Origin of the sequence: Ruegeria sp. R8_1 (assembly GCF_017743815.1) — a bacterium.
Taxonomy (GTDB): Bacteria; Pseudomonadota; Alphaproteobacteria; order Rhodobacterales; family Rhodobacteraceae; genus Ruegeria; species Ruegeria lacuscaerulensis_A.
Genome location: NZ_JAGHRL010000007.1, coordinates 44,470 through 70,280, shown reverse-complemented (window position 1 = coordinate 70,280; position 25,811 = coordinate 44,470). Strand labels below are relative to the sequence as shown.

Genomic DNA, 25,811 nt, shown 5'->3' with positions numbered 1-25,811 from the left:
GGGATCAACACACATCGCCAAGATTGTGATGACCCGCGAGGCAAAAAACACTAACCGCACACCAAGGAGCGTGTCATGTTCAAAGGCTCAATGCCAGCCCTCGTCACTCCGTTCACTAACGGCGCGTTGGACTTGGATACGCTCAAACGTTTGGTCGAGTGGCACATTCAGGAAGGCTCGACCGGATTGGTCCCTGTGGGCACGACGGGCGAAAGCCCCACACTCAGCCACGAAGAACACGAAACCGTCGTGGCCGAGGTCGTCAAGGCAACCGCCGGTCGCGTGCCAGTGATTGCGGGGGCTGGATCGAACAATACCGTCGAAGCAATCCGCTTTGTGCAGTTCGCACAGACAGTTGGCGCGGATGCGGCACTTGTTGTGACACCCTACTACAACAAGCCGACGCAAAAAGGGCTGATCGCACATTTCCGCGCGTTGCATGACTGCGCAGATATCCCGATCATCATCTACAATATTCCGGGTCGTTCGGTCATCGACATGTCACCCGAAACCATGGGTGAGCTGGCCAAACTGCCACGCATCGTAGGCGTCAAAGATGCCACAGGCGATATCGCTCGGGTCAGCCAGCAACGTGCCTCCTGCGGCCCGGAATTCTGCCAGCTATCGGGCGAGGACGCCACTGCGCTGGGTTTCAACGCCCATGGCGGCGTTGGCTGTATCTCGGTCACTGCAAACGTGGCACCCAAGCTGTGCGCCGAATTTCAGCAGGCCACGCTGGATGGCGATTATACCAAGGCGCTTGCGTATCAGGACCGCCTGATGCCCCTGCACGAAGCCATCTTCATCGAGCCCGGCCTTGTGGGCGCCAAATACGCGCTTAGCAAACTGGGCCTGTGCAGCCCCGAAGTGCGCTCGCCGCTGACCGAACTGGAAGACAGTACCAAAGCCGCGATCGAAGCAGCCATGAAACACGCAGGCCTGTTGTAAAACCGCGCTTCCGTCCGGATCCGTTCTTCATCTGGCTACAAATACCTCGGGGGAGGAATTGGCCTTAAAGGCCAAGGAGGGGGCTGGCCCCCTCCATCAGCGTTTGCCGTAATACAGCCCCACGACATGTTCCGCCTGCGCGAAGAACAGCCAACGTGATGTGGCAACACCTGCGATATGGGACAAGACCGCGACGGCGGCAAAGGCATGGCTGAACGGCAGCAGCAGGAACAACACCGGTGCCATGAATGCCAGCACAAAAGAAATGATGCGAAGTTTCTCAGCATGTTTGCGGCCAACCACATGCACGAACTCGCGCAGCAGATAGTTCGTACCGGTGTGCGGCGGTTCAAACGCTCTGACGTCACCACGTGATCCTAAACCCGTGGCCGTTCCGATATCGGTGCCGGAGCGGGCCAAGGCAGTATCCCCACGCCACCAATACAGCGCTTGAATTGTAGCGGCGACCACAAGAAGTATGATGGAAACTGTGGTTTGTCCGGCCAGCAACGCGCCACCCGCCATGCTGAAACTAAGAAACATCGCCGGTGTCAGCACCATGTTCCAGCGCGGGATTGTCTTGAGTTGGGTATAAATCATCGAGGTCGTGAAAACCGTGGCCAATGAGAAAGCCGCGCCCAACAGGCCCAAGACACTCCAGCGTTGACCTGCGAAAACGACCCCAAGCGCATAAAGCCCCATCACGATCAAAGCGATCACGGCACACCAGCCTTCACGGCTGAGCCAGCTTGACCGCCATTGTGTAAACGCCTTCCACGCGCGTTCGGGGCGCCCAAGGTGGAAAGTCGAGGCCATCAAACCGCCAACTGACAACGCATAGGCGATCAAAAAGAAAACAAACGCCACCCAGCCCGAGACGTCAGGTATTCCCAGACCCAAAAAGAACAGAAGGCCGAAACCCAGGCCTGACAGGGTGGTAAAGATGATGACAGAAGGGGCCGGGTGCATCAGAGCTTCTCCAGTGCTTTATCGAGCCATCCAAGGAACCCTTTCGGCTCTTCGGCTACAGGGGCCAGAAGGGGGGCGAGGATGTCGATCTGGTCCTCGATCTGATCCTTGGGCCGCGGCGGCAGGTATTTGTTGACGGGTTTGGTGCCCATCTCAGGCATTAGGTCCATGCCCTCGCGTTCGGCGACCAGCTTGCTGACATCGCTGTCGGGGTCCCCGAGGTCTCCGAAATGGCGAGCACCCGCAGGGCAGGTGCGCACGCAGGACGGCACGCGATCCTCCTCCGGCAGATTGTCGTTATAGATGCGGTCGACGCAGAGGGTGCATTTCTTCATCACGCCTTCCGCCTGATCCAGTTCACGCGCGCCATAGGGGCAGGACCATGCGCACAACCCGCAACCGATGCAGTCGCTTTCATTGACCAGAACGATCCCGTCCTCGACCCGTTTATAGCTGGCCCCGGTGGGGCAGACGGTGACGCAGGGGGCGTCCTCGCAATGCAGGCAGGACTTGGGGAAGTGGATGAGTTGAGCATGACCGTCGGCGGGTTGTACCTCATAGGAATGCACCCGGTTGAGGAACGTACCCGAGGGGTCGGCCCCATAGGCATCCTGATCCGATAGCGGCGCGCCATAGTTTTCCGTGTTCCAGCCTTTGCAAGAGATCACACAGGCGTGGCAACCGACGCAGGTGTCAAGGTCGATGACGAGGCCCATTTTGCGGTCGGTCGATGGGGGGAGCTGGGTCATGTGCTTTGACCTCCGCGTAGGTGGTGAGGGTCGGTGCGAGGGGCCAGCCCGCCGCCATTGGTTGCTCGAACCAATGGCGCAACCAAAGGCGGCTCCCCGGGATATTTTTGGCCAGATGAAGATTGGATCCTGCTCATTTGCCAACCTTCCATGCCAAGTCCTTGGGGCCGGTGCCGACTGGGGACTGAATCGGGGCGAATTCCGGCTGGCTTTCGGCGTCGGATGGTGGATCGGCCTTTTCGATGTTTACCTTGAGGTCGAACCACGCGGCCTGTCCGGTGATCGGGTCCGAATTGGCCCAGCGCATTCCGTCGCCTTTTGGGGGGAGGAGTTCATGGATCAGGTGGTTCAGCAGGAAGCCTTTGGTGGCTTCGGGGGCGTCTTCCTGCAAGGCCCATGCGCCTTTGCGTTTGCCGATGGCATTCCACGTCCAGACGGTGTTGTCGTTCAGCGCGGCCATCTCCATCACCGGGACGGTGATCTCGCCATGGGGCGAGGTGACTTTGGCCCAATCGCCGTCCTGCAGACCGTGTTCACGCATCAGTTTGGTCGGCACATAGAGCGGGTTGCGTCCGTGGAGTTGCCTGAGCCACGCGTTCTGGGTGCCCCATGAATGGTACATCGCCATCGGGCGCTGGGTCAGGGCGTTGACGGTGAATCCTTCGTTGCCTTGTTGGTCCGTCTCATACCAGATGGGCAGCGGGTCCATCGTGTCTTTGAGGCGCTGGCGCAGGTGCTCGGGGGGCTGGCGGCCGCCGTGGCCTTCGGCCGCCAGTTGGAATTTGCGCATCGGTTCAGAATAGAGCTGAAACAGATAGGGTTGAGGGCTGTCATAGAGGCCCATGCTGACCGCCCAGTCCTGATAGGCCGTGTTCCACGGTTTGTAGTAATCCGCACCTTCGGGGATATGGGCGACGTAGAAGCCGCCGTTCTCGATATAGCGGTTCAGCTGGTCTGGATTGACCGCGCCGCGCCCTTCTTTGTTGCCATCCTCGCCCCGGAACCCCGCAAGCGGTCCGATGCCCGGTTTGCGTTCGTGGTTGACGATATAGTCGGCGTAGTTCTTCCATTTGGGCGTGCCGTCTTCGTTGGTGAAGCCGGGCAAGCTCATGCGGTTGGCCAGTTCGATCAGCACCGACTGGAACCCGCGCACATCGCGGTCGGGCTCGACCACCGGCCAGCGGATGGCGTCTGCTGCGGCGTCGGCCTCGCAGATCGGGCGGTCCAGCAGCGAGATGCAGTCGTGCCGTTCCAGATAAGTCGTGTCGGGCAGGATCAGATCGGCATAGGCCACCATTTCCGAGGAATAGGCATCCGAGTAGATGATCTTGGGGATGACGTATTTGCCATCTTCGGTCTTGGCCGACAACATCTCCATCACGCCCTTGGTGTTCATGGACGAGTTCCACGACATGTTCGCCATATACATGAACAGCGTGTCGATCTTGTAAGGATCACCGGCGGCGGCGTTCGAGATCACCATATGCATCAGCCCGTGGGCGGACATCGGGTTTTCCCAGGTGAAGGCCTTGTCGATGCGCTGGGCGTTGCCGTTTTCGTCCAACAACAGGTCTTCGGGGCCGCGCGGGAAGCCGAGGTGCGGGCCTTCCAGCGGGCGGCCCGGTCGGCGGTCGCCGTGAGGCGTGGGGTGCGCCTCGACCGGTTTGGGGTAGGGCGGTTTGAAGCGGAAACCGCCGGGAACCTCGACCGTGCCCAGCAGGATTTGCAGCACATGCAGCGCGCGGCAGGTTTGGAAGCCGTTGGCATGTGCCGATATTCCGCGCATGGCGTGGAAGCTGACCGGGCGGCCTGTCATTTTGGCGTGTGTCTCACCGCGGAAGTCGGTCCATTCGTGATCCAACTCGATCGCCTCGTCAAAGGCGACGCGGGCGATTTCGGCCGCGATTACGCGGATGCGTTTGGCAGGGATGCCGCAGCGGTCGGCCACGTTTTCAGGTGCGTGCTCGTCGGACAGGTATTTCTCGGCCATCAGGTGAAAGACCGGGCGGTGGGTGACGCCGTCTTTGTCATAGGTGGCCGACAGGTCCGGGCGGACGCCGGGTTTGTCAAAGGCGGTGAGTTCGCCGGTCACGCGGTCGATCACCAGCGGCTTGCCGTCGGCGTCGCGCAGGAACAGGCCCTTTTCCGGTCCCTCGGCGGCGTTCACCAGAACCGGCGCGTTGGTATAGCGGCTGAGGTAATCGAGGTCGATTTTGCCCGCCTTCATCAGCACATGAATCAGCGACAGGATGAACAGACCATCAGTGCCGGGCGTGATCCCGACCCAATCGTCGGCCACCGCGTTATAGCCCGAGCGGATTGGGTTGACGCCAATAACCCGTGCGCCGCGCGCCTTGATCTTGCCGATGCCCATCTTGATCGGGTTGCTGTCGTGATCCTCGGCCACACCGAACAGCATGAACAGCTTGGTATGCTCCCAATCGGGCTGGCCGAATTCCCAGAACGCGCCGCCCATGGTGTAGATGCCGCCCGCCGCCATATTGACCGAGCAGAACCCGCCATGGGCCGCGTAGTTCGGGGTGCCGAAATGCTGCGCCCAGAAGCTGGTGAAAGACTGCGACTGATCGCGACCAGTGAAAAAAGCTAATTTCTGAGGGGCCGTTTCGTGCAGTTCGTTCAGCCAGCCGACTGCGGTGCTGATCGCCTCGTCCCACTCGATCTCGCGGAACTCGCCCGAGCCGCGCGGGCCGACCCGACGCAGCGGTTTGCGCAGGCGCGAGGGCGCGTTGACCTGCATGATCCCCGCCGACCCCTTGGCGCACAGCACGCCCTTGTTCACAGGGTGGTCGCGGTTGCCCTCGATATAGGCAACCTTGCCGTCCTTCATGTGGACGTTGATGCCGCAGCGACAGGCGCACATGTAGCAGGTGGTCTTGCGGACCTCGTCGGAAACCTTGGGCGAGGTGTCGATCACTGGCTGGTTCAAATGCGCCCCCTGTTTTTTGGCTAGCGATCCGATCATTCCCATAAAAAGCGGAAAATCGGAATAAAATTTTCGTTTTTCTGCCCGAGGGCGGCTTATGTCCCGGCATCATTGTGTTGCGCCTGAACGGCGGTGACGGCGATCATGTGCAGGATGTCTTCGGACGAACAGCCGCGCGACAGGTCGTTTGCGGGTTTCGCCAGCCCTTGCAGTACCGGGCCGATTGCCTCGACCCCGCCGATGCGCTGTGCGATTTTATAGCCGAGGTTCCCAGCATTCAGGCTGGGGAAGACAAAGACATTTGCCTCACCTTTGAGCGGCGACTCTGTGGCCTTGGTTGCGGCGACTTCGGGAACGAAGGCGGCGTCGAATTGCAGCTCTCCGTCGATCAGCAGGGTTGGGTCCTTGGCGCGTGCGATCTGTGTGGCTTCGACCACTTTGGACACTTTGGGGTGCTCTGCGCTGCCCGAGGTGGAGAAGGACAGCATCGCTACGCGCGCCGTATCGCCGGTCAGGGTGGTATAGGACTCAGCCGAGGCACGGGCGATTTCCGCCATTTCCTGCGCGTCGGGGTCCACGACCAGACCGCAATCGGCAAAGATCCGGGCGCCTTTGACCTCGTGATGGTCCTGGCAGAACAGCATCAGGAAGAAACTGGACACCATCGCCGCCTCGGGCGCGGTGCCGATGATCTGCAACGCGGCGCGCACGGTGTCCGAGGTGGTTTCGACCGCGCCGCCGACCGTGCCATCGGCGATGCCCTGCTGCACCAGCATGGCGGCATAAGTCAGGCGGTTGGTGATCTGCTGGCGGGCGTCATCCGGCGTCATGCCTTTGTGTTTGCGCCGTTCATACAACGCCTGCGCAAGGCCGGCTGTCAGGTCAGAGGTGGCCGGGTCATGGATGTCGATCCGGTCCGGGTCATATCCTTCATGTGCGCCAAGAAGGGCCGAAACTTCGGCCCTGTCTCCGATCAGGATGATCCGCGCAACATTCTCTTTCACGGCTTTCACCGCGCCTTCGACAACGCGGGGATCATCGCCCTCGGACAGGGCGATGATCTTGTCCGACGCGCTTGCCGTCCCGAGAATGGCGCGCAGAGGCTTCACCCCGGTTACGCCCCGGCCTGCGGGGTCATGTCATCGGCGGTGACGCCTGCAACGGCCACCGGTTTCTTCATCGCGTCGCGGCGGAAGGGCTCACCCAGTTCTTGGTTGATCATGGCTTCGATCAGGGTGGTGATGCCGTTCTTCTGGTCCTCGATGGCTTGGTTCAGGGCGGCTGTCAGCTCATCCATGGTACGCGCCACCACGCCTTTCAGCCCGCACGCCTGCGCGATACCGGCGTAAGAGACCTTGGTGTCCAGCTCGGTGCCCACAAAGTTATCGTCGAACCACAGGGTCGAGTTCCGTTTTTCGGCCCCCCACTGATAGTTGCGGAAGACGATCTGCGTAATCGCGGGCCATTCTTCGCGCCCAATGGCGGTCAGTTCGTTGACCGCGATGCCAAAGGCACCGTCACCGGCAAAACCCACAACCGGCACATCTGGGCAGCCGATCTTGGCACCCATGATCGACGGCAGGCCATAGCCGCAGGGGCCAAACAGGCCGGGGGCCAGATATTTACGGCCATCCTCGAAGGACGGATAGGCGTTGCCGATGGCGCAGTTATTGCCGATATCGGACGAGATGATCGCCTCTTTCGGCAGGGCGGACTGGATCGCGCGCCACGCCATGCGGGGGCTCATCCAGTCGGGCTTGGCCGCGCGAGCGCGCTGGTTCCATGTGGTGCCCGGATCGTCATCCTCGTGGTCCATGCTGGACAGCTGTTGCGCCCAAGCGGATTTCTTCTGAGCGATTTTCGCCTTGCGCTCATCGCGCCCCGCGTCGCCTGCTGTCTCGCTCAGTCCTGCCAGAATACCTTTGGCCACTTTGGCCGCGTCGCCGATGATGCCGACCGAGACCTTTTTGGTCAGGCCGATCCGATCCGGGTTGATGTCGACCTGAATGATCTTGGCATCCGCCGGCCAGTATTCCATGCCATAGCCCGGCAGTGTCGAGAACGGGTTCAGACGGGTGCCGAGGCACAGAACCACATCGGCCTCGCTGATCAGCTCCATCCCCGCTTTCGAGCCGTTATAGCCCAGCGGGCCAGCAAACAGAGGGTGCGAGCCGGGGAAGGCGTCATTGTGTTGGTATCCAACGCAGACCGGCGCATCCAGACGCTCGGCCAGCGCCTTGGACGCCTCAATCCCGCCTTCTGACAGAACCACACCCGCGCCATTGAGGATCACCGGGTTTTTGGCGTTCGACAGCAGCTCGGCCGCCTGCGCTACGGCGCTTTCGCCGCCCGAGGGACGCTCGAATTCTACAATCGCCGGCAGGTCGACGTCGATGACCTGAGTCCACATGTCGCGCGGGATGTTCAGCTGCGCGGGGGCACTGGCGCGTTTGGCCTGCATGATCACGCGGTTCAGAACCTCGCACACGCGGGTCGGATCGCGAACCTCTTCCTGATAGGCGACCATGTCTTCGAACAGTTTCATCTGCTCGACTTCCTGGAAACCACCCTGACCGATGGTCTTGTTCGCGGCCTGCGGCGTGACCAGCAGCAGCGGGGTGTGGTTCCAATAGGCGGTTTTGACGGCGGTGACAAAGTTGGTGATGCCGGGGCCGTTCTGGGCAATCATCATCGACATTTTGCCGGTGGCGCGGGTGTAGCCGTCGGCCATCATGCCGGCGCTACCTTCGTGGGCACAATCCCAGAACATGATCCCTGCCTTGGGAAACAGGTCCGAGATCGGCATCATGGCCGAGCCGATGATCCCGAACGCATGTTCGATTCCGTGCATTTGCAGAACCTTAACAAAAGCCTCTTCCGTGGTCATTTTCATCTGAATGATCTCCGCGCATATGTGGAATGGCCGGGTCTTCTGCCCGGCCTTTAGATACGGTTTTGACGGATGGCGCGGGGTGGCGTTAGGGCCAGAATGCGCGGCGGAATAGGTCCAGTATTACGCTAACAAGCGGCGATTGCTTCGGCGATGCGTTTTATACCCGGATTGATGCGATCCGGCGCGATCGAAGAATATCCCAAACGGTAGAAATTCTGCGGCCGATCGGGGCCGGAAAAGAAGGGCGCGCCGGGTTCGATATGAACGCTCTGGCCTTGTAGTTCCTGTGCTAGCCGGGCCGTGTCCACATGGTCCGGAGCCGACATCCAGATGGATGAGCCGCCCAAAACGCCGCGCCCGGCCACGGTCAGGCCATGCTGTTCGACAGCCTGATCCAGCGCCGCGCGCCGCTGCGCCAGTGCTTTGGACATCCGCCGGATCTGCGCGTCATAGTGGCCGAGCGACAGGAAATAGGCCGCCGTGCGCTGGATATGCCCCGGCGGGTGGCGCAGAACCAGCGACCGCAGGGCGCGGGCCTCACGGATGAACGGCTCGGACCCGACCATGTAGCCAAGGCGCAGGCCGGGGAACAGCGATTTGGAAAAGCTGCCCACATAGATCACCCGCCCGTCGCGATCCATCGATTTGAGCGCGGGCGAGGGCGCGCCCAGAAAGGCCATCTCGAACTCGTAGTCATCCTCGACCACCATGGCGTCCAATTCGCGGGCGCGGGCCAGCAGGGCGGTGCGCCGGTCCACGGGCATAGTGGCGGTGGTCGGGCTTTGGTGGCTTGGGGTGGTAAAGATCACATCGGTCTGATCGGGCAGCGCCTCGGGTGGCAAGCCGTCGCGATCCACTGCGACCGGGGCCACTTTGCAATCGGAATGGTTCAGAAGATCGCGCAGGGCGTAATAACATGGGTCTTCGATCACCGCAGTTCGGTTGTGGTTCAACAGAATGCGAGAGGCCAGCCAAAGCGCGTTCTGCGCGCCCATGGTGATCAAAATCTCTTCGGGGCGGGCGGCGATGCCGCGGCGGGGCAGGGTGTGGCGGGCGATGAATTCGACCAGCAGCGGGTCATCCTGATCCACGTAATCGCCGGTCAGGGAATCGAAATCCTTGTGCCCCAGCGCCCGCACCGCGCACAGCCGCCAGTTGGCGTGATCGAACAGCGACCGATCAGCCTGACCGTAGATGAAAGGATAGCGGTAGTCGCGCCAATCGGCGGGTTTGGTCAGGGTGTCCCCGTCCGAGAACCGACGGGCCAGTGCCGTGGTCCAGTCAACCGTCTCGTCGCCGCGCGGGGTGGGCGTGTATTTCGGCGGCACCGGCGCGTTTTCCGACACGTAATACCCCGACCGGCCCTTGGCGGTCAGATAGTCATTGGCCAGCAGTTCCGTATAGGCCAGTGTCACCGTGATCCGGCTGACGCCCAGATGGGCCGCCAGTTTGCGAGATGAGGGCAGCTTCTCGCCCACATGAAAACGGCCCGACAGGATGCCTTCGGCAATCATTTGCTGAATCTGCGCCTGCAACGTGCCCTGACCGTTGAGTTCCAGAAAGAAGGTGTCGACTGAGATGCCCATTCAAGTCTTATAGGGTGGACTTATGCGGCGAGCAATCTGGACTTACGCATTTTGTCATTGACGGGTGCGCGACATTAACCTAAATAACTAGAAAACTAGTTTAATGGAGTTGCGATATGTGGGAAACTGCAGCAGCAGGGTTTTCGGCCATGGGGTCCGAGGCCCGGTTGAAGGTTCTCAAAACGCTGGTCCGCGCCGGTCAGGCCGGGCTGACGGTTGGTGAGATTCAGGAACGCACCGGAATTGCGCCGTCTACTCTTGCCCATCACCTGCGCTTTCTGGCCGCCGGAGGGGTCGTGCAGCAGGAAAAGATCGGTCGCACCACCATCAACCGCGCCAGCTATGACGAGCTGCGCGCTTTGGCGCAGTTCATTCTGTCCGAGTGCTGCGCAGACGAAGTCGGAAAGGCCGCAAACGATGGCTGAGTTAACGCAAAACCCGAAGGTCCAAGCGAAAGCTGCGCTGGAGTTGATCAAAACGCCCTGGACGGTCATCGTGGCTATTCTGATCGCGGTTGCCGTTCTGGACCCGGGTAACTGGGGTGAGGTGGTAATCTTCGCGGGCAAAGCGTTGGCGCATACCGGGCAATATATCCTTTTCGCTGTGTTGCTACTGTCCTACCTCAAAGCCACCGGGGCCGAGGTCATGGTCGCCCGCGCTTTTGAAGGGCGCGAGACGCGGATGATATTCCTCGCCGCCCTGTTCGGAGGGTTGGCCCCGTTCTGTTCATGCGAGGTGATCCCCTTCATCGCCGGTCTGCTGGCGCTGGGCGCGCCTTTGTCGGCGGTGATGGCGTTTTGGTTGAGCTCACCGCTGATCGACCCGCCAACCCTGCTGATCACGGCGGGCGCGCTGGGTTGGCCGTTTGCCATAGGCAAGGCCGTCGCCGCTGTTACTTTGGGCCTGTTCGGAGGCTTCGTGGTGCGCGCGCTGATGCGTGGCGGAGCGTTCGCCGAGCCTCTGCGCGTTTACAAACCCGCCGGGTGCTGCGGCTGTGGTCCGAAACAGGACGACAAACCGGTCTGGAAATTCTGGCAGGAACCGGAACGCCGCACGCGGTTCCGAGCTGAGTTTGTCCAGAACGGGATGTTCCTGCTGAAGTGGCTGGCTTTGGCCTATGTGCTTGAGGCGCTTCTGGTCAGCTATGTGCCGGCTGATCTGATCGCACGTGTGGTTGGGGGCGAAGGCGTCGTGCCGATTGTCATCGCGGCGCTGGTCGGAATGCCTGCCTATCTGAACTCTTACGTCGCACCGCCGTTGCTGGCGGGTCTGACCGAGCAGGGCATGAGCGCAGGCGCTGCCATGTCGTTCATGATCGCAGGTGCGGTCAGCTCGATCCCGGCGATGGCTGCTGTATGGTCGCTGGTCAAGCCACGGGTCTTTGCGACCTATCTCGGATTGGGGATTACTGGCGCGATCATCTCAGGGATCATCTTTCAGATGATCTAAAGGAAAAGCCGCCCGGAGATGCCTCCGGGCGGCTTTGCTTATTGGTTGGCCTCGCAGAGGCTCGGCATTTTGAAGCGGTACCTTGCTTCCCCGCTATTGACGTAAACGCGTTTTTCGACGCAAGCGGTATCGCCGACGGTGCGCGCAACGTGTTCCTTGGATTCGTCGATCGAGATTGTTGATCCGTCGGGCAGACGAACCGACGCGATAACACCGTGTTTCAAATCCCCATTCATTGGGGTTGCTGTCAAAACCGAAACCGTCAGGTACGAGTCGTGTTCATGCGCGCCATCATCGTTGAGTACCAGCAGCGCTGCCGCGATCGAGATCGTGCCGGTGATCGCCACCATCAGCAGGCCCCATGTTTTCAGAAACGCATAGATTGACACCGCACGGTGCGGGCCGAAGACAGAAGACAAGACATTCAGCATAGGTATCTCGGGCAAAAAAGCCCCGGCCGTTTCGGACCGGGGCTGATTGGGTATCAGAAGCGCGGATCTTCGTCTTCTTCCTCATCTCCGCCACCTTTAGGCAGGTTGAAGAAGCTGTCGGCGTCGATGATCGGCTCATCGTCCTTTTCCTCGACCGGATCATCGGAAAGCGAGAAGGTTTCCAGCCCCTCGATGGCTGTCGGGATTTTCGGTGCGGCGTCCATTTCCAGCGACTGCTCGGTCGAAACCAGCTTGCGGCGCTCATCATCGCTCATGACGCCGCCTTCGGCGGCTTTCTTCGCTGCAGCCTTTTGCACGATCGCGTCCAGCTCGGATTGTTTACACAGGCCCAGCGCAACCGGGTCGATCGGCTGCATGTTGGCGATGTTCCAGTGCGTGCGCTCACGGATCGACTGGATGGTGGGCTTGGTGGTGCCGACCAGCTTGGCGATCTGGCCGTCGCTGAGTTCCGGGTGAAATTTGACCAGCCACAGGATCGAGTTCGGACGGTCCTGACGTTTAGACAGCGGGGTATAGCGCGGGCCGCGGCGCTTTTCCTCGCCCGCGGCAGCGGCGTTGAACTTAAGCTTCAGCTTGTGCAGCGGGTTGTTCTGCGCCGAGTCAATTTCTTCCTGGGTCAGCTGGTTGTTGGCGATGGGGTCGAACCCTTTGACGCCGGCGGCCACGTCACCATCGGCGATACCCTGCACCTCAAGCTCGTGCATCCCTACGAAATCCGCGATCTGCTTGAAGCTGATCGTGGTGTTGTCCACCAGCCAAACGGCGGTTGCTTTGGCCATAAGCGGTTTTGCCATCAGCCCGTCTCCTGTAAATACATCTGTCCCGTCGCCGGAATTCGGCGGCCCCGTGATCTTGGGGCAGGTTTCCGTTGTCGGGGAACTTCGGGCCTATATAGTCGCGCAAAGGCAAGAAGGGAAGAGGCGAATGCGTCACGGGATTCTAGCGCTGGTCATGTGGGCGTTCAGCGGGCTGGTCGCACTGGCCGATGGAGAGAAGGCGGGCGTGTTCGACTATTTCGTCCTGTCGCTGAGCTGGTCGCCCAACTGGTGTGCCCGCGAAGGTGATGCGCGCGGTTCTGATCAATGCGAAGCGCGGCATGATCACGGGTGGATTCTGCACGGGCTCTGGCCACAATATCATCAAGGCTGGCCGTCTTATTGCCCGACGGTCAAGGCGCCGCCGTCGCGCGCGATGACGCGCGAGATGGCGGATATTCAAGGCACCTCGGGGCTGGCGTGGCACCAGTGGAAGAAGCACGGAACCTGTTCGGGCCTGTCTGCAGCGGACTACTACGCTTTGTCGCGCGCGGCCTATGAGAGTGTCACCCGCCCGCCTGTGTTCCGCAAGCTGGACGGGGCGGTCAAACTGCCCGCCTCGGTGGTCGAAGAGGCGTTTCTGAAGGCCAACCCCGCGCTCGAGCGCGACATGATCACCGTCACCTGCAAACAGGGCTATATCGAAGAGGTCCGCCTTTGCCTGTCGCGCGACCTGAAACCTGTGCCATGCGGCCGAGATGTGATCCGCGACTGCACGGCCAAGGACGCTCTGTTCGATCCGATTCGTTAAAGCTCGCGGTTCTGGCACTCCCGCGCATAGCCCAGCGCCTTGGCGGTTCCTTTCAGATCAATGGCCATCACGGTTTCACCTTGCGGGTTGTAGATGGTCAAGGTTTTGTTCTGTGCAATCGCATCAACGAATTTGGGGTCAGTGAAAAACACCGTTGCACCGGGGACATCGCGTTCGTTGAATCCAATTGCAGTGCCATCATAGCTCTTGCCGTCCAGTTCAAAGCGGATCGGATAGCTCTCGCCCTGTTCGATCTCGCCCCAGGCCTTGTTGTAGACGGCGAAATAACCGCGTTTGTCCAACGCGTCATATCCGATACGCACGACCGAGAGATCCTGATAAATCGTCTGGATCAGGCACCCGTTCCCAAGCGCAGGGTCCATCATGATGTTCCAACCCTCGACGAAACCCTTGTCGATGAGGTCTTGTGCAAACGCTGTTGTTGTTGTGACTGCCGTTAACAAAAGAGCAAGAAGACGAGGCATTGGTTAAGCTCCTGAAATATGTAGAATAACGGTCGCACGCATTCGGAATCGAGTTGATACCAAAGTCCGGTGCATCTAAAGCGCCAAATGTGCCGAACGTTTATATCAAATCTTGAGAAGCAGGCGCAATTGTTCCATTTTGTGCGCGATCGGGTAATGCCGGTGGTGGCCGTTGTTCGAGATTAGATGTTTTCACTATTCAGGATCACATGATGAACCGTCAACAGATACGTTTTCTTCGACGTACCTGCACCTCGGTGCAAATGCGGCTGTCCGAGGAAAGCCCCCTTCGTGGAACGTTTGAGCGGGGGGACGAGATCTCGCTTCTAACCGATGGCTCGATCTTTCCTCATGTCGCGCAGCAGCACGAGTGGAATTTCAACGAAACACGCTTTATTGGTCAGGTTTGCGATGCAGCCTCTTACCATCTTATTGATGTAGGGGCGAATGTCGGGCTCTATACGCGGCAGGTGCTGCTCAATTACCAGAACGTGCATTCCGCTTCCTGTTTTGAACCCAGCCCGGACAATGTCGAGCATCTTGAGCGAAATATCGGCGGGATGCCAACTGCGACGGTCCATAACTTCGGTCTGGGAACGACAGATGGTGAGTTGACCTTTTTTACTGACGATGTGAACGGAGGGAATTTTTCGTTCAATGAGAATGCAGTAGCGGGCAGAAACCATCACGTGATCAAAGCCCCGATCCGCAAGATATCGGAGCAGCTGCTTGACGATTGCATGGGGGATGAGGCCCGAAAGCGACGGTTGATTTGGAAATCGGATACCCAAGGTTTGGATGAGGTGCTGATGAGCGAACTTCCACTTGGATTCTGGCAGCGCGTAGATTTGGCGGTGTTCGAAGGGTGGCGGATACCAAAACCTGAATTCGACGCCCAGGCCTTTGCCGCGGTCCTGAAGGCGTTTGACTTTGTTTATATCATGGGTAGCAGGAACAAAAGACTGCAGCGGACAGACGCGGAACAATGCATGCATTATCTATCCGGTACAGACCGCAGATGGGCCGATGTTTTCCTGTCGAGGCGCGAGCTGTCCTGAGCGCTTAACCTGCTATTTAGGTCTGGTATGGGTCGCTAGATCTCCTTGCGCGCCCGCAGCGCTGCCGTGATCGTTCCGTCATCCAGATAATCCAATTCGCCACCAATCGGCACACCCTGAGCGAGCGAGGTCAGGCGCACCTGACCCTCTAGCTGGTCGGCGATGTAATGGGCTGTGGTCTGGCCATCGACGGTGGCGTTCAGGGCGAGGATGACTTCGGTGATCCCTTCTGCAGTGACTCGATCTTTGAGGCGCGGGATGCGCAGTTCGTCCGGTCCGACGCCGTCCAGTGCCGAGAGTGTCCCGCCCAGCACGTGATAGCGGCCTTTGAACACGCCTGCGCGCTCCATCGCCCAGAGGTCGGCCACGTCTTCGACCACGCAGAGCTCTCCGGTGGCGCGGGCCTCGGCGTCGCAGATGTCACAGATGTCCGTGGTGCCCACGTTGCCGCAGTTCAGGCATTCGCGGGCGGTGATGGCGACCTGCTGCATGGCGTCCGACAGGGGCGTCAGCAGCAGCGCACGTTTGCGGATCAGGTGCAGCACCGCGCGACGGGCCGAGCGGGGCCCAAGCCCCGGCAGTTTGGCCATCAGGTCGATCAGATTGTCGATGTCGCTGTTCGAACTCAACGCGTGTACCCCTGCACAGGGACCGGGCAGGGTGCCCGGCCTTTGGACCGTCAGGCGTGTCTATCAGAACGGCAGCTTGATGTCTGCGGGCAAACCCATGCTTTCGGTCAGCTTGGCCATCTCGGCCTGCGCGCGTTCGGCGGCTTTGGTCTGCGCGTCTTTGATCGCGGCGAGGATCAGGTCTTCGACGACCTCTTTGTCGTCGCCGTTGAAGATCGAGGGGTCGATGTCCAGACCTTTGAGTTCGCCCTTGGCGGTGGCGGTGGCTTTGACCAGACCAGCACCGGATTCGCCGACAACCATCAGATTGTTCAGTTCTTCCTGCATGTCGGTCATCTTGGTCTGCAGATCCTGCGCGGATTTCATCATCTTGGCCATATCGCCCAGACCGCCGAGTCCTTTAAGCATTACGTTTTCTCCTGTAAGCGGGGGCGCAGAGCGCCGTGAATGAGTTTGGCACATATCGCAATTGCGAGCGCAATGAACAAGAGGGGAGAGCCAATACAGCCTTCTTGCATTGCGAACCAGCGAACATCGTTCAGAACAGGGCCGTAGTGATCGATACCGATCAAGATGGATAGCGATAGCCAGACAACCGCGAGGATCCACTTTGGAATGCGCCACTTTGACAGAATTGCAACTGCAGTCAGACAGAGCATTCCAAGCACGAAAGGGTTCAAAATCAGTGCGAAGAACTCGTCCAACATAGATGCTGGGCCAGAAGCCGGGTCCCAACGCGGGCGCTCCTTGTCGCAGACTTCTGCCATCGTGCTTGAAGCCAAGAGCGAGAGGATCAGTCCTCCTCGAACGGGTCCCATTCGTCTTCGACCTCAGGCAGGGCTTCGGTTTCGACCTTGGCGGCGCGCTCTTCGGGGGTTTCGATGCGCTTGATCTTCGCTTTGGGGAACTGCGCCAGAACGGCCTGCACCAGCGGGTGCTGTTCGGCCTCGGCCTTTAGGGCCAGATCGGCAGCATCGCGTAGTTCGGCGATGGTCGCGGCCTCACCGTTGGGCGCGATCGTCACCGCCCAACGATTGCCGGTCCAGCGTTGTAGTGCGGTGCCCATGCGCGCGGCCAGATCGGTTGGGGCCGCGTCCGTCGGGGTGAACTCGATCCGTCCGGGTTGGTAGGACACCAGCCGGACGCCGTTTTCGACCTCGACCAGCAGCTTCACGTCCCGGTTGGTGCGGATCAACTCAACCACATGTTCGAAACTCGGATATCGTGCCAGAGCCGTCTGCACATCCTGCGCCAGTGCGGCCGTGGGCGCTCCGGCCCCGCCGCGAACGGGCGGCGCATAGGTGGACGCCACCGGGGCCTGCGCGGCATGAGTTGGCGCGGGTATTCCACCGCCCGGACCACCGTTGGGCGTTGGGGGAGGCGCGTCCTGCAGCCGTTTGATCAGCTCTTCGGGGCTGGGCAGATCGGACACATGGGTCAGGCGGATCACGGCCATCTCGGCGGCCATCATGGCATTGGGCGCGGCCGAGACCTCCTCGAGTGCTTTCAACAGCATTTGCCACATGCGTGTCAGAACGCGCATCGGCAGGGCCTCGGCCATTTGTTGACCCCGCGCGCGCTCATCGGGGGAAACGGTCGGGTCTTCGGCGGCATCCGGCGTGATTTTCACCACCGACACCCAATGAGTGATCTCGGCCAGATCGCGCAGCACGGCCAGCGGGTCGGCCCCTTCGGCATATTGCGCGCCAAGTTCGGTCAGCGCCCCGGCGGCGTCGCCGCGCAGGATCATGTCCATCAGGTCCAGCACCCGGCCCCGGTCGGCCAGACCCAGCATCGCACGCACCTGATCGGCGCTGGTTTCACCAGCCCCGTGTGAAATCGCCTGATCCAGCAGCGAGGTCGCGTCCCTCGCCGAACCCTCGGCGGCGCGGGTGATCAACGCCATCGCGTCTTCGGCGATCTGTGCGCCTTCGGCATCGGCGATCTTGCGCAGCAGGCCGATCATGTCCTCGGGCTCGATCCGCCGCAGGTCAAAGCGCTGGCAGCGGGACAGGACCGTCACCGGAACCTTGCGAATCTCGGTGGTGGCAAAGATGAACTTCACATGCTCGGGCGGTTCCTCAAGCGTCTTGAGCAGCGCGTTGAAGGCGTTGGTCGACAGCATGTGAACTTCGTCGATGATGTAGATCTTGTAGCGGGCCGAGGCCGCGCGATAGCGGACGCTGTCGATGATCTCGCGGATATCATTGACACCGGTGCGGCTGGCGGCGTCCATCTCCATCACGTCGACATGGCGGCCTTCCATGATGGCGGTGCAATGTTCGCACTGGCCGCAGGGTTCGGTCGTGGGTTTGCCCTCACCATCGGGGCCGATGCAGTTCATGCCCTTGGCAATGATCCGGGCCGTGGTGGTTTTGCCGGTGCCGCGAATGCCGGTCATGATAAAGGCCTGCGCGATCCGATCCGCCTCGAACGCGTTTTTCAATGTGCGTACCATGGCCTCCTGCCCGACCAGATCGGCAAAGGTTTCGGGGCGGTATTTGCGGGCAAGAACCTGATAGGCGGGGCTGGGCGTGTCGGTCATATCTGCTCTGTCGGATTCGGGTTCCGACGCAGCGTAGAGACCCCCGCCGCCCGCGTCCACCGCCGCCAACGGGGAAATTCGGTTTGCAGGTCAGTTTGCACGGCATAGAAGCGATGTGAAAAGGAGGGCGGGGATGGAGCCATTTGCAATTCACGCGGTCGCGGTCGGGGCTGGCCATGTCGCGCTGTCACCGCTGCCGGGGCGCACGGAGGAATATGCGCGGGATTTGGATGTTATCCGCCGCTGGCGGCCCGGTCTTGTGATCTCGATGACCACAAGCCCCGAGATGGCGCAGGCCGGGGCGGGAACACTGGGGGATGACCTGCGCGCCGAGGGCATAAGCTGGACGCACCTGCCGATTGTGGATTTTGGCGCGCCGTCACCAGACACCGAGGCCGCATGGCCGCAGATCAGCCAGTCCGCCGCGCATATTCTGGCGCGTGGAGGGCGGGTGCTGGTGCATTGCCGGGGCGGGTGCGGGCGGTCGGGGATGATCGCCCTGCGGCTGATGGTCGAACAGGGCATAGCACCTGACGCGGCGTTGCGTCGCTTGCGCGCCGTGCGGCCCTGTGCGGTTGAAACCGATGGGCAAATGCGCTGGGCAACCTGCGCGCCGGACTGAGTTACAGCGCCAGATGCTGCTGGGGCTGTGCTGATTGCGCCGGGGCCAGCTCTGACACTTCAAGCATGGCGCAGGGCGGCGCTGGCAACAGGCTGGCCGGACGGGCCGCCGCATCGGGGCCGAACAGCATATCCGCATAACCATCCAATGCGTCGAGCGAGGCGTCCGTGCTGGTGCCGCAGAAGATGCGAATTTGATCTTTCCGGGCGCGGAATCGAGCGATGCAGCCCTGTGGGCAATGGCCCAGCTCTCCGCTGCCGTCCAAGGCGAAGTCATCCGAAGTGGCGGGCACTGCGGATTCCATCGCTTGCACAACAGCCCGTGCCATCTGCGCCAGAGCCGGGCAGGTCTTGCCGGTTTTCTGACATAGGGTTGCACTGAATTGGTGCGTTTTTGTCTTCCAGATCATAATGCGCCCTCCGCGCGGGGAACGGGGCATGGATCAGGTGTGACAGCGCGCTGACAATCCCGCCCGGACACCCCGCCCGAGTTACAGTTTTGCTTTGATGGCAGGTCTCCTGACTTGCGGGTCATCGCGTTGCCGACCTTCCCAGCCGTTTGGCCAGTGGTATTTCGGCATTGCTTACCGCTTACAGTTGCGGGGGCAGTCGCGGCCTTGGTTCGTTCCGGCATGACCGGGCAGAATCGCACCGTGTTCCCTTTTCATCCTGTCCCGACACGGGACAAGAACCATCACGCCATCGCTAGCGGTTGAGCGGGCTTTGAGTCAAGCGGCAGTAGGTGCAAAGTGGACGTTTGGTCATCTTGATGCGCCCTTGACTCAGCCTGGCCAAAGAAGTGGGGATAAGGGGTAAACCGAACAGTTCAGATCAGGTGAGCAATGCTATGCTGGATGATACACCCCCCGTCCTGACCGAGGATTTTCGGTTTTCTGCCGGTTCGGCAATGCTGTCGGCGCGCCTGTACCGGCCCGTGACCGATCCCAAAGTCGCTGTGGTTGTACATGGTGCGACCGGTGTCCCGAGGGATTATTATCAGCATTTCGCGCATTGGCTGGCAGCGGATCAGGGGATCGCCTGCCTGACCTACGACTATCGCGACTTTGGCCACTCACTAACCGGACCACTGCAGGAATCGCGGGTGAAGATGGCGGATTGGGCGCTGACCGACATGCCTGCCGCCAGAGCGGAAATGCGCCAACGTTACCCACACGCAGAACACTGGAGCATAGGACACTCGGTCGGAGGGATGTTGGGGCCAATACAACCTGATATCGACCATATAGATCGCATGATCTGTGTGTGTTCGGGGCTGGTGACAATCAGTGATCACCCTTGGCCTTATCGCGCGCTGGCGTCCTTGTTCTGGTATGGACATGTTCCGCTGGCGGTAAAAACCGTTGGATACCTGCCAGGAAAGGCAGTGGGATTTGGGGCCGACCTGCCTGCATCGGTTTACTGGCAGTGGCGTAAGTGGTGCACGGCGCCCCAAAACTATCTGCCTGAAATCGGAAAAACGCTACCAGCCGCAACCTGGGCAGAGAAAGGCAAACCGGTCGATCTGTTCACTTTCGAGGACGACCAGATGGTTCCGCCCGAAGCCGTTTGGCGGTTGGCAGATCTGTACGGCTCCAGCGCTCGGCGTCATGTACTGTCACCGCAGGAATTCGGACTGAAGGACATTGGCCATATCGGCGCGTTCGCGCGTCGCAACGCGTCCCTATGGCCGCGCTTGATCGCATAAGTGCTGCGCGTCTAAACCGGTCAAAACTGTCGGGGGATGAAGTGAGAGGTTGGACATCGACCCAAGCGGGGCTCGTTGTGGCTGCTTCCTTCCGGACCTGACCAGGTTGGCGAGGCGCTCGCCCGCGCCAACCTCTCAACGGTGGATATAGGCATTTGGTTCGTGCTTGGCAACCCGTCAGAGGGAGAGCTGAATATTCAGGAAACCTTTCGCATCCGGACCGATGACTTTGGCGCGATAGTGTACCAGTTCTTCCAGGTGTTGGTCAGCGGCCTCTCCGGTTTTCACAAGCGCATGGGCACCGGGTATGGGTGACAACCGAAAAGGCTGGGGCGCCTCTTCCAACGGGTCTATTGGTAAGACGCCCGACAGGTAATCCCTTACAATATGTTGAATCGGAAGGACTGGCAGAGGAATTCGGGTCGCGTTTTCGGCAAACGGGAAGTTCCCGCCTCCGTTGGCGCGATAGTTGTTCAACGCGACAACAAAGCGCTGATTTGCGTCGATAGGGCGGCCGTTGAATCGCAATTCGCGAACCCGATGGCTGTTGGGATGAAGTATTGCGCCACCTGTGTCGAACCGCGCCGGAGATGCTAGATCTAGTGCGTAAGTTAACCCGTGTAGCACGTCAAAATTATGTCCGGCGCGATTCGCATCCACAAGGTCCGATTGTTCACCCGGGCGCATCTGGTTCAGCACGCCAGCGGACATTTCCAGCCAATCCTTGATTTCAGTGCCCGAGACAATGACGGCCTGCATCTCATTCGGAAACACGTTCAGGTCGGCGACATGTCGCGTACATATCTGCCCGGGTGGGATATCGGTGAAAAACCGAGGTCCTGCACGACCGCCGAATTTCGACGGCGCAACTGCCGACAAGACGGGTAGCCCCGCATAGGCAGTTCCCTGCACATGCTGCCGCAATGCTGCGGCTTGCGCGGCAGCCACAAGCGCCAGACCGCGATCCCAGGCGCAAAAGCTGAAATAGCTGTGCAGATGATGCGACGTGTGTCCAACGGGCGTGTTGCATTGCGCGCGAGTTTCGCGGTGCGCCTTAGCAAAAATCCGCGACAGTTCGGGGTCTTCCAGAACCTCAGCGCCAACAAAGTCGGGTGCGATTGCCTTCAGGTGTGAACGGTGCGTTTCTACATGCCATTTTCCGTCGTCACCGAGTGTCATCGTCAGGTCAATCACACCAAGATGCGACCCTGCACTGCCCGGCATGACAACCGGCTTGCCGTGCACTTGACCTTTGGCACTGTCCACGAACGCAAACCCTTTATGCGACGCGCCAGGCAAAGTCAGATGTGAATGTCCCGCTATGATCGCATCGATCGGTTCGATGGCCGCAACGGGAATCACGGCGTTTTCCAGATTCGGCTCCGGTTGGGCGGTGCCAATCCCGGAATGCGCCAGTGCGATCACAAGATCGCAGCCAGTGGCCTTCAACTCTTGCGACACATGTCGTGCCGTGGACAGGATATCGTCGATGCGCACCTTTTGCTCTAGGCGGTGCGCCTCCCAGTTCGCAGTTTGCGGCGGCAGGGCTGAAAAAACGCCGATTCTGATCGGATATTCGCGGCCTCCGGCTTTCATGGTTCGCCTTAGCACTGTCTGCCTGCTCCAAGCACCGGGGCGGTCCAACCGGTGCGTGTTGCTGCATAGGACAGGGCAGGGGGATTGGGGCAGGATACGGTCCAGAACCTGTAAGCCGAAGCCGAAATCATGGTTTCCCAGCCCGATGGCATCGTAATCCAGCGCTTCGAAAGCCTCCATCAGAGGATGACGGGTCTGGGTTTGTGTTACGGCCCATTCCCCAATAGGCGTTCCCTGCAGCGAATCTCCGTTATCCAGCAAGATGGTCAGGGCATCTTTGGCCTCGGTTCGAGCTTGGCGGATCAGTGTGGCTGTGCGGGTAAACCCAATCATGGGTTCCGGCGCATCCCGATAATAGTCAAACCCGGTCACATTCATATGTAGATCCGAGGTTCCCAAAATCCTGATCGTTGCGGTTAGAGAGGAAGGGGGATGTTGCAATACTCTACTTTTAGACGTTTTTGGTTAACCTATTTCAACAAAAAGAGTATTTGACGCAAGTTTCAAGGCAGAGTTTGAGTTGATCACATTATCTCCTCAATTTCCCACGAGGCAGAAATGTCGTTGCAACGATCCGGCGCTCGTGGCAGCCCTGTGCCGACAACCTGAAGGGATTGTAATGAAATACGCGGAAACCGTGACGTTTGGCGGGTCGGGACTGGATCGCGCGGCGCATCTGCGCAACGATCCCGAGGGGCTTGCGCAAGTCGCAAACGACCCGGAGGCAAGGTGCCTTTTGTTGTGGCGCGGTAAGGTGCTGGTCGAGGGCGAAGCTCTGGATCGGCTGGCGTTGCTGCCGCTGACGCACGATCTGCTGCGCAATGGACCGGGTGGTATTGTTGAGGATCCGGTCTTTTTAGGTATTTCGGATCACGTTCCGCTATTCGCTTTGGACATCTCGGGGTGGGACGCCGAGGGGCTGGACCTGTCCGAGGTTGGGGCATTCTTCGACCGTTCCGAGCAACAGCACCCCGCGTTGCCCATCGGGCATGTTTTTGTCGAATTGCGCCGGATCATGACCCGTCTGAACCCTCGGGATGCGGAGCTGGCGGCAACAGCCAAGGCGGTGATCGGCTGGCACGAGACGCACCGTTTCTGCGCCCGCTGCGGTGCCGCCAGTGATTTGGCGCAGGCGGGATGGCAGCGCAGCTGTCCGTCTTGCGGGGGGCAGCATTTCCCGCGCACGGACCCGGTTGTGATCATGTTGATCACGCATGGAGATTCGGTGTTGATGGGGCGGTCTCCGGGTTGGCCGGACGGGATGTATTCCCTGCTTGCGGGCTTTGTCGAACCCGGTGAAACGCTCGAGGCTGCCGTGCGCCGCGAAGTGATGGAAGAGGCCGGAGTACCTGTCGGCGCAGTCACCTATCTGTCCAGTCAGCCCTGGCCCTTTCCCGCGTCGTTGATGTTTGGGTGTGCAGGTCTGGCGCTGTCACGCGATATTACAATCGACCCGGTTGAAATCGAAGATGCCATCTGGGTCAGCAAGTCGGAAATGATGCAGGCCTTTGCTGGTGAGCATCCGACATTGATGCCTGCGCGGAAGGGTGCCATCGCGCATTTTCTTTTGCAGCACTGGCTGGCGGATACGCTGGATTGACAGAATATTGGGGAATCAAAGGTAAGAGCCTCGGACACCATGCAATTCACAGCACATGAAGATATCGACGCACCCATCAACGCGGTGTTTGAAATGGTCGCTGATTTTGAACGTTTCGAGCGTATGGCAATGCGTCGCGGGATCGAAGTCAGACGCCTTTCGGGTCACATGGGTGTTGTGCCGGGCACCACATGGCAGGCGGATTTCAAGCTTCGAGGCAAGCCGCGTCGCGTCTCTATCGAGATGGCCGAGTGTGATCCGCCATCAAGGATGCAGTTCAACGCGGCAGGAAAGGGCGTAAGTGGTACGACGACGGTTGACTTCCTGGCCTTATCGCAACGCCGAACCCGGTTGAGTGTAGACCTGAGTCTGGCTGCAAAGTCATTGCCAGCACGCCTGTTCCTGCAGTCTATCAGACTGGGAAAGTCACGCTTCAAACGACGTTTCCAATCACGGCTCAGCGAGTTCTCGAGAGAGATAGAAGAACGATATCATCACGGCTGAAATACCAGTAACAAACGTTCATCTGCCTGACTAACCGCGCGGTTGCGCTGCCGGGTAAACGCCCAGAACTTCGACATTGGTGGTAAAGTGCTGCAGCTCGTCCATTGCCAGTTGCACGTTGCGGTCATCTGGATGGCCAACGATATCAGCGTAGAACTGGGTCGCCGTAAAGGATCCGTCGACCATATAGCTTTCCAGTTTGGTCATGTTGATACCGTTGGTCGCAAATCCGCCCATCGCCTTGTAAAGCGCCGCCGGAATATTCCGGACCTGAAAGACAAAGCTGGTGATCATCCCGTTTTCGCCGCGCCGCGCGTCGTCCGCTTCGCGTGACATCACCAGAAAACGAGTGGTGTTGTCGTCGTTATCCTCGATATGGCGGGCCAGAACGTCCAAGCCGTAGATCTCTCCGGCCAATTCGCTGGCCAACGCCGCCGAGTGAACCTCGCCCTGTTCGGACACTTCGCGCGCGGCGCGGGCATTGTCTGGGCTGACACGGCCACGGATGCCGTGTTGTTTCAGGAAGCCCGCGCATTGTGGCAGCAAGACCAGATGGGAATGCGCCTCGGTAACATCCTCCAGCGACGCACCCGGAACGGCCAACAAGTTGATATGCACCCGCACGAACGCCTCGTCGATAATGTGCAGCCCGCTATGGGGCAGCAAGCGGTGAATATCGGCCACTCGGCCGTAGGTCGTATTCTCAACCGGCAACATCGCAAGTTCGGCTTCACCTGACCGAACCGATTCGATCACATCCTCGAAGGTACGGCAGGGCAGGGCCTCCATATCGGGGCGCGCGTTGCGGCAAGCCTCGTGGCTATAGGCGCCGGGTTCCCCCTGAAATGCGATACGTTTGGTCATTTGGTCGATTCCGTGCAACAAGTTCCAAGATTGGGCGTTTAGTCGCGGTGTCTATACCTTGCCTCTTGTCAGGGGAAGCCTTAGACACCCCCAAGACAGCTAAATGGACTCGCGATCAATGTTCGACACGATGACAGTTACCAAGGCCGCCGCAGGCCTGTTTGGCACCTTCCTGGTGCTGCTTCTGGCCAAATGGGCCGCCGAAGGCCTGTACCATGCCGATGGTCATGGCGAGACGGCCTCTTACATCATTGAAACCGAAAGCTCTGGTGAAAGCGCCAACGCTGAAGAAGTGGTGTTCGAAGACCTGCTGGCCGCCGCCGATCCGGAAAAAGGCGCACGCGTTTTCCGCAAATGCACCGCTTGCCACAAACTGGAAGACGGAGCCAACGGAACCGGACCCTACCTTTACGCCGTTGTTGACCGCCCTGTTGCATCGGCCAAGGGTTTCACCGGCTATTCGGCTGCGATGCAAGCGCATGGTGGCAACTGGACACCAGAAGCACTGGATGCGTTCCTGACCCGCCCAAGTGCGTATATCTCGGGCACTTCGATGAGCTTTGCTGGCTTGAAAAAACCGCAAGAGCGCGCGGACCTGATTGCCTATCTGCAGACAATCGGCGACTGATCCAGTCCTTGGAAATTCCA

The 25,811-nt window shown here is 59.9% G+C and carries 25 protein-coding genes, 1 other RNA gene and 1 riboswitch; of the genes, 10 read left to right on the top strand and 16 right to left on the bottom strand.

The features are described 5' to 3' along the window. The first annotated feature begins 75 nt into the window (after positions 1–75). On the top strand, positions 76–948 hold the full coding sequence (dapA, locus tag J7380_RS16085) for a 4-hydroxy-tetrahydrodipicolinate synthase (RefSeq protein ID WP_209196757.1): 873 nt from the start codon (positions 76–78) through the stop codon (positions 946–948). 96 nt (positions 949–1,044) lie between these two features. Here the strand turns inward: dapA and J7380_RS16080 are convergent, their stop codons facing one another. The 6 genes from J7380_RS16080 to J7380_RS16055 all read right to left on the bottom strand — a co-directional run bounded on the left by J7380_RS16080 (position 1,045) and on the right by J7380_RS16055 (position 10,089). Then, positions 1,045–1,917: a DmsC/YnfH family molybdoenzyme membrane anchor subunit gene (locus J7380_RS16080; protein WP_209196756.1), complete on the bottom strand. Its 873-nt coding sequence runs from the start codon at positions 1,915–1,917 to the stop codon at positions 1,045–1,047. Next, a complete protein-coding gene (locus J7380_RS16075; RefSeq protein WP_209196755.1) occupies positions 1,917–2,666 on the bottom strand; it encodes a 4Fe-4S dicluster domain-containing protein in 750 nt (249 codons plus the stop codon). The genes J7380_RS16080 and J7380_RS16075 overlap by 1 nt, the downstream gene beginning before the upstream one ends. 133 nt (positions 2,667–2,799) lie before the next feature. Next, positions 2,800–5,649 carry a molybdopterin oxidoreductase family protein gene (locus J7380_RS16070; protein ID WP_209196754.1) on the bottom strand — a complete coding sequence of 950 codons (2,850 nt, stop codon included), beginning with the start codon at positions 5,647–5,649 and terminating at the stop codon, positions 2,800–2,802. A 56-nt stretch (positions 5,650–5,705) separates the two neighbouring features. Further along, positions 5,706–6,719 carry a phosphate acetyltransferase gene (pta, locus tag J7380_RS16065; protein ID WP_209196753.1) on the bottom strand — a complete coding sequence of 338 codons (1,014 nt, stop codon included), beginning with the start codon at positions 6,717–6,719 and terminating at the stop codon, positions 5,706–5,708. A gap of 5 nt (positions 6,720–6,724) precedes the next feature. After that, a complete protein-coding gene (xsc, locus tag J7380_RS16060) occupies positions 6,725–8,503 on the bottom strand; it encodes a sulfoacetaldehyde acetyltransferase (RefSeq protein WP_209196752.1) in 1,779 nt (592 codons plus the stop codon). A 125-nt stretch (positions 8,504–8,628) separates the two neighbouring features. Continuing rightward, positions 8,629–10,089 carry a PLP-dependent aminotransferase family protein gene (locus J7380_RS16055; RefSeq protein WP_209196751.1) on the bottom strand — a complete coding sequence of 487 codons (1,461 nt, stop codon included), beginning with the start codon at positions 10,087–10,089 and terminating at the stop codon, positions 8,629–8,631. A 116-nt stretch (positions 10,090–10,205) separates the two neighbouring features. On the opposite strand from J7380_RS16055, the gene J7380_RS16050 reads away from it, so the two are divergent. Then, positions 10,206–10,514, top strand: coding sequence for a metalloregulator ArsR/SmtB family transcription factor (locus tag J7380_RS16050; RefSeq protein WP_170355342.1), 309 nt, complete (start codon positions 10,206–10,208; stop codon positions 10,512–10,514). Next, the gene (locus tag J7380_RS16045; protein ID WP_209196750.1) at positions 10,507–11,538 is read left to right on the top strand and encodes a permease; all 1,032 of its coding nucleotides are present in this window, start codon (positions 10,507–10,509) and stop codon (positions 11,536–11,538) included. Before J7380_RS16050 ends, J7380_RS16045 begins: the two co-directional genes overlap by 8 nt. 38 nt (positions 11,539–11,576) lie before the next feature. Here the strand turns inward: J7380_RS16045 and J7380_RS16040 are convergent, their stop codons facing one another. Both J7380_RS16040 and J7380_RS16035 read right to left on the bottom strand, forming a co-directional pair. Beyond that, positions 11,577–11,969, bottom strand: a complete 393-nt coding sequence (locus tag J7380_RS16040; protein WP_209196749.1) for a hypothetical protein — start codon at positions 11,967–11,969, stop codon at positions 11,577–11,579. Positions 11,970–12,022: 53 nt separating this feature from the next. Further along, entirely contained in the window at positions 12,023–12,784 is a 762-nt protein-coding gene (locus J7380_RS16035; RefSeq protein ID WP_209196748.1) for a cell cycle transcriptional regulator TrcR, read from the bottom strand. Positions 12,785–12,914: 130 nt separating this feature from the next. Between J7380_RS16035 and J7380_RS16030 the strand changes: the two genes are divergently transcribed. Continuing rightward, positions 12,915–13,556 carry a ribonuclease T2 gene (locus tag J7380_RS16030; protein WP_209196747.1) on the top strand — a complete coding sequence of 214 codons (642 nt, stop codon included), beginning with the start codon at positions 12,915–12,917 and terminating at the stop codon, positions 13,554–13,556. Here J7380_RS16030 and J7380_RS16025 read toward each other — a convergent pair. Beyond that, complete coding sequence (locus tag J7380_RS16025) at positions 13,553–14,041, bottom strand: hypothetical protein (protein WP_209196746.1); 489 nt, start codon at positions 14,039–14,041, stop codon at positions 13,553–13,555. The genes J7380_RS16030 and J7380_RS16025 overlap by 4 nt on opposite strands. 212 nt (positions 14,042–14,253) lie before the next feature. On the opposite strand from J7380_RS16025, the gene J7380_RS16020 reads away from it, so the two are divergent. Then, positions 14,254–15,099, top strand: coding sequence for an FkbM family methyltransferase (locus tag J7380_RS16020; RefSeq protein ID WP_209196745.1), 846 nt, complete (start codon positions 14,254–14,256; stop codon positions 15,097–15,099). A 35-nt stretch (positions 15,100–15,134) separates the two neighbouring features. Here the strand turns inward: J7380_RS16020 and recR are convergent, their stop codons facing one another. The 3 genes from recR to J7380_RS16005 all read right to left on the bottom strand — a co-directional run bounded on the left by recR (position 15,135) and on the right by J7380_RS16005 (position 18,333). Next, positions 15,135–15,728 carry a recombination mediator RecR gene (gene recR / locus J7380_RS16015; RefSeq protein ID WP_170355335.1) on the bottom strand — a complete coding sequence of 198 codons (594 nt, stop codon included), beginning with the start codon at positions 15,726–15,728 and terminating at the stop codon, positions 15,135–15,137. A gap of 63 nt (positions 15,729–15,791) precedes the next feature. After that, a complete protein-coding gene (locus J7380_RS16010; protein WP_170355334.1) occupies positions 15,792–16,136 on the bottom strand; it encodes a YbaB/EbfC family nucleoid-associated protein in 345 nt (114 codons plus the stop codon). Positions 16,137–16,521: 385 nt separating this feature from the next. Then, complete coding sequence (locus tag J7380_RS16005; RefSeq protein ID WP_348539121.1) at positions 16,522–18,333, bottom strand: DNA polymerase III subunit gamma/tau; 1,812 nt, start codon at positions 18,331–18,333, stop codon at positions 16,522–16,524. A 73-nt stretch (positions 18,334–18,406) separates the two neighbouring features. On the opposite strand from J7380_RS16005, the gene J7380_RS16000 reads away from it, so the two are divergent. Next, a complete protein-coding gene (locus tag J7380_RS16000) occupies positions 18,407–18,895 on the top strand; it encodes a dual specificity protein phosphatase family protein (protein WP_209196743.1) in 489 nt (162 codons plus the stop codon). Between the two features lies 1 nt (position 18,896). Here the strand turns inward: J7380_RS16000 and J7380_RS15995 are convergent, their stop codons facing one another. Beyond that, entirely contained in the window at positions 18,897–19,304 is a 408-nt protein-coding gene (locus J7380_RS15995) for a hypothetical protein (RefSeq protein ID WP_209196742.1), read from the bottom strand. A gap of 81 nt (positions 19,305–19,385) precedes the next feature. After that, positions 19,386–19,605: riboswitch (cobalamin riboswitch) on the bottom strand. A gap of 136 nt (positions 19,606–19,741) precedes the next feature. Here J7380_RS15995 and J7380_RS15990 point away from each other — a divergent pair. Beyond that, positions 19,742–20,599 carry an alpha/beta fold hydrolase gene (locus tag J7380_RS15990; protein WP_209196741.1) on the top strand — a complete coding sequence of 286 codons (858 nt, stop codon included), beginning with the start codon at positions 19,742–19,744 and terminating at the stop codon, positions 20,597–20,599. Positions 20,600–20,638: 39 nt separating this feature from the next. Here the strand turns inward: J7380_RS15990 and ffs are convergent. Together ffs and J7380_RS15980 are read right to left on the bottom strand one after the other, a co-directional pair. Then, positions 20,639–20,737, bottom strand: an RNA gene (gene ffs / locus J7380_RS15985) — signal recognition particle sRNA small type. A 39-nt stretch (positions 20,738–20,776) separates the two neighbouring features. Further along, on the bottom strand, positions 20,777–22,636 hold the full coding sequence (locus J7380_RS15980) for a bifunctional 2',3'-cyclic-nucleotide 2'-phosphodiesterase/3'-nucleotidase (RefSeq protein WP_280635786.1): 1,860 nt from the start codon (positions 22,634–22,636) through the stop codon (positions 20,777–20,779). A 178-nt stretch (positions 22,637–22,814) separates the two neighbouring features. Here J7380_RS15980 and nudC point away from each other — a divergent pair, with 178 nt between their 5' ends. Beyond that, entirely contained in the window at positions 22,815–23,795 is a 981-nt protein-coding gene (nudC, locus tag J7380_RS15975; RefSeq protein ID WP_209196739.1) for an NAD(+) diphosphatase, read from the top strand. A gap of 39 nt (positions 23,796–23,834) precedes the next feature. Beyond that, the gene (locus J7380_RS15970) at positions 23,835–24,299 is read left to right on the top strand and encodes an SRPBCC family protein (protein WP_209196738.1); all 465 of its coding nucleotides are present in this window, start codon (positions 23,835–23,837) and stop codon (positions 24,297–24,299) included. Between the two features lie 30 nt (positions 24,300–24,329). On the opposite strand, the gene J7380_RS15965 is transcribed toward J7380_RS15970, so the two are convergent. Beyond that, complete coding sequence (locus J7380_RS15965; RefSeq protein ID WP_209196737.1) at positions 24,330–25,163, bottom strand: prephenate dehydratase; 834 nt, start codon at positions 25,161–25,163, stop codon at positions 24,330–24,332. Positions 25,164–25,281: 118 nt separating this feature from the next. Here J7380_RS15965 and J7380_RS15960 point away from each other — a divergent pair, with 118 nt between their 5' ends. Further along, complete coding sequence (locus tag J7380_RS15960; protein ID WP_209196890.1) at positions 25,282–25,791, top strand: cytochrome c family protein; 510 nt, start codon at positions 25,282–25,284, stop codon at positions 25,789–25,791. Positions 25,792–25,811: the final 20 nt, after the last annotated feature.

Bases quoted from the DNA above. Each gene is read 5' to 3' on its own strand.
- nudC (WP_209196739.1), top strand. From the start codon at position 22,815: ATGAAATACGCGGAAACCGTGACGTTTGGCGGGTCGGGACTGGATCGC.
- J7380_RS15960 (WP_209196890.1), top strand. From the start codon at position 25,282: ATGTTCGACACGATGACAGTTACCAAGGCCGCCGCAGGCCTGTTTGGC.
- J7380_RS15965 (WP_209196737.1), bottom strand. From the start codon at position 25,163: ATGACCAAACGTATCGCATTTCAGGGGGAACCCGGCGCCTATAGCCAC.
- dapA (WP_209196757.1), top strand. From the start codon at position 76: ATGTTCAAAGGCTCAATGCCAGCCCTCGTCACTCCGTTCACTAACGGC.
- J7380_RS16030 (WP_209196747.1), top strand. From the start codon at position 12,915: ATGCGTCACGGGATTCTAGCGCTGGTCATGTGGGCGTTCAGCGGGCTG.
- J7380_RS16000 (WP_209196743.1), top strand. From the start codon at position 18,407: ATGGAGCCATTTGCAATTCACGCGGTCGCGGTCGGGGCTGGCCATGTC.
- J7380_RS16040 (WP_209196749.1), bottom strand. From the start codon at position 11,969: ATGCTGAATGTCTTGTCTTCTGTCTTCGGCCCGCACCGTGCGGTGTCA.
- J7380_RS16045 (WP_209196750.1), top strand. From the start codon at position 10,507: ATGGCTGAGTTAACGCAAAACCCGAAGGTCCAAGCGAAAGCTGCGCTG.
- J7380_RS16035 (WP_209196748.1), bottom strand. From the start codon at position 12,784: ATGGCAAAACCGCTTATGGCCAAAGCAACCGCCGTTTGGCTGGTGGAC.
- J7380_RS16070 (WP_209196754.1), bottom strand. From the start codon at position 5,649: ATGATCGGATCGCTAGCCAAAAAACAGGGGGCGCATTTGAACCAGCCA.
- J7380_RS16080 (WP_209196756.1), bottom strand. From the start codon at position 1,917: ATGCACCCGGCCCCTTCTGTCATCATCTTTACCACCCTGTCAGGCCTG.
- J7380_RS16025 (WP_209196746.1), bottom strand. From the start codon at position 14,041: ATGCCTCGTCTTCTTGCTCTTTTGTTAACGGCAGTCACAACAACAACA.
- J7380_RS16050 (WP_170355342.1), top strand. From the start codon at position 10,206: ATGTGGGAAACTGCAGCAGCAGGGTTTTCGGCCATGGGGTCCGAGGCC.
- J7380_RS16010 (WP_170355334.1), bottom strand. From the start codon at position 16,136: ATGCTTAAAGGACTCGGCGGTCTGGGCGATATGGCCAAGATGATGAAA.
- J7380_RS15995 (WP_209196742.1), bottom strand. From the start codon at position 19,304: ATGATCTGGAAGACAAAAACGCACCAATTCAGTGCAACCCTATGTCAG.
- J7380_RS16075 (WP_209196755.1), bottom strand. From the start codon at position 2,666: ATGACCCAGCTCCCCCCATCGACCGACCGCAAAATGGGCCTCGTCATC.
- J7380_RS15990 (WP_209196741.1), top strand. From the start codon at position 19,742: ATGCTGGATGATACACCCCCCGTCCTGACCGAGGATTTTCGGTTTTCT.
- J7380_RS16020 (WP_209196745.1), top strand. From the start codon at position 14,254: ATGAACCGTCAACAGATACGTTTTCTTCGACGTACCTGCACCTCGGTG.
- xsc (WP_209196752.1), bottom strand. From the start codon at position 8,503: ATGAAAATGACCACGGAAGAGGCTTTTGTTAAGGTTCTGCAAATGCAC.
- J7380_RS15970 (WP_209196738.1), top strand. From the start codon at position 23,835: ATGCAATTCACAGCACATGAAGATATCGACGCACCCATCAACGCGGTG.
- J7380_RS16055 (WP_209196751.1), bottom strand. From the start codon at position 10,089: ATGGGCATCTCAGTCGACACCTTCTTTCTGGAACTCAACGGTCAGGGC.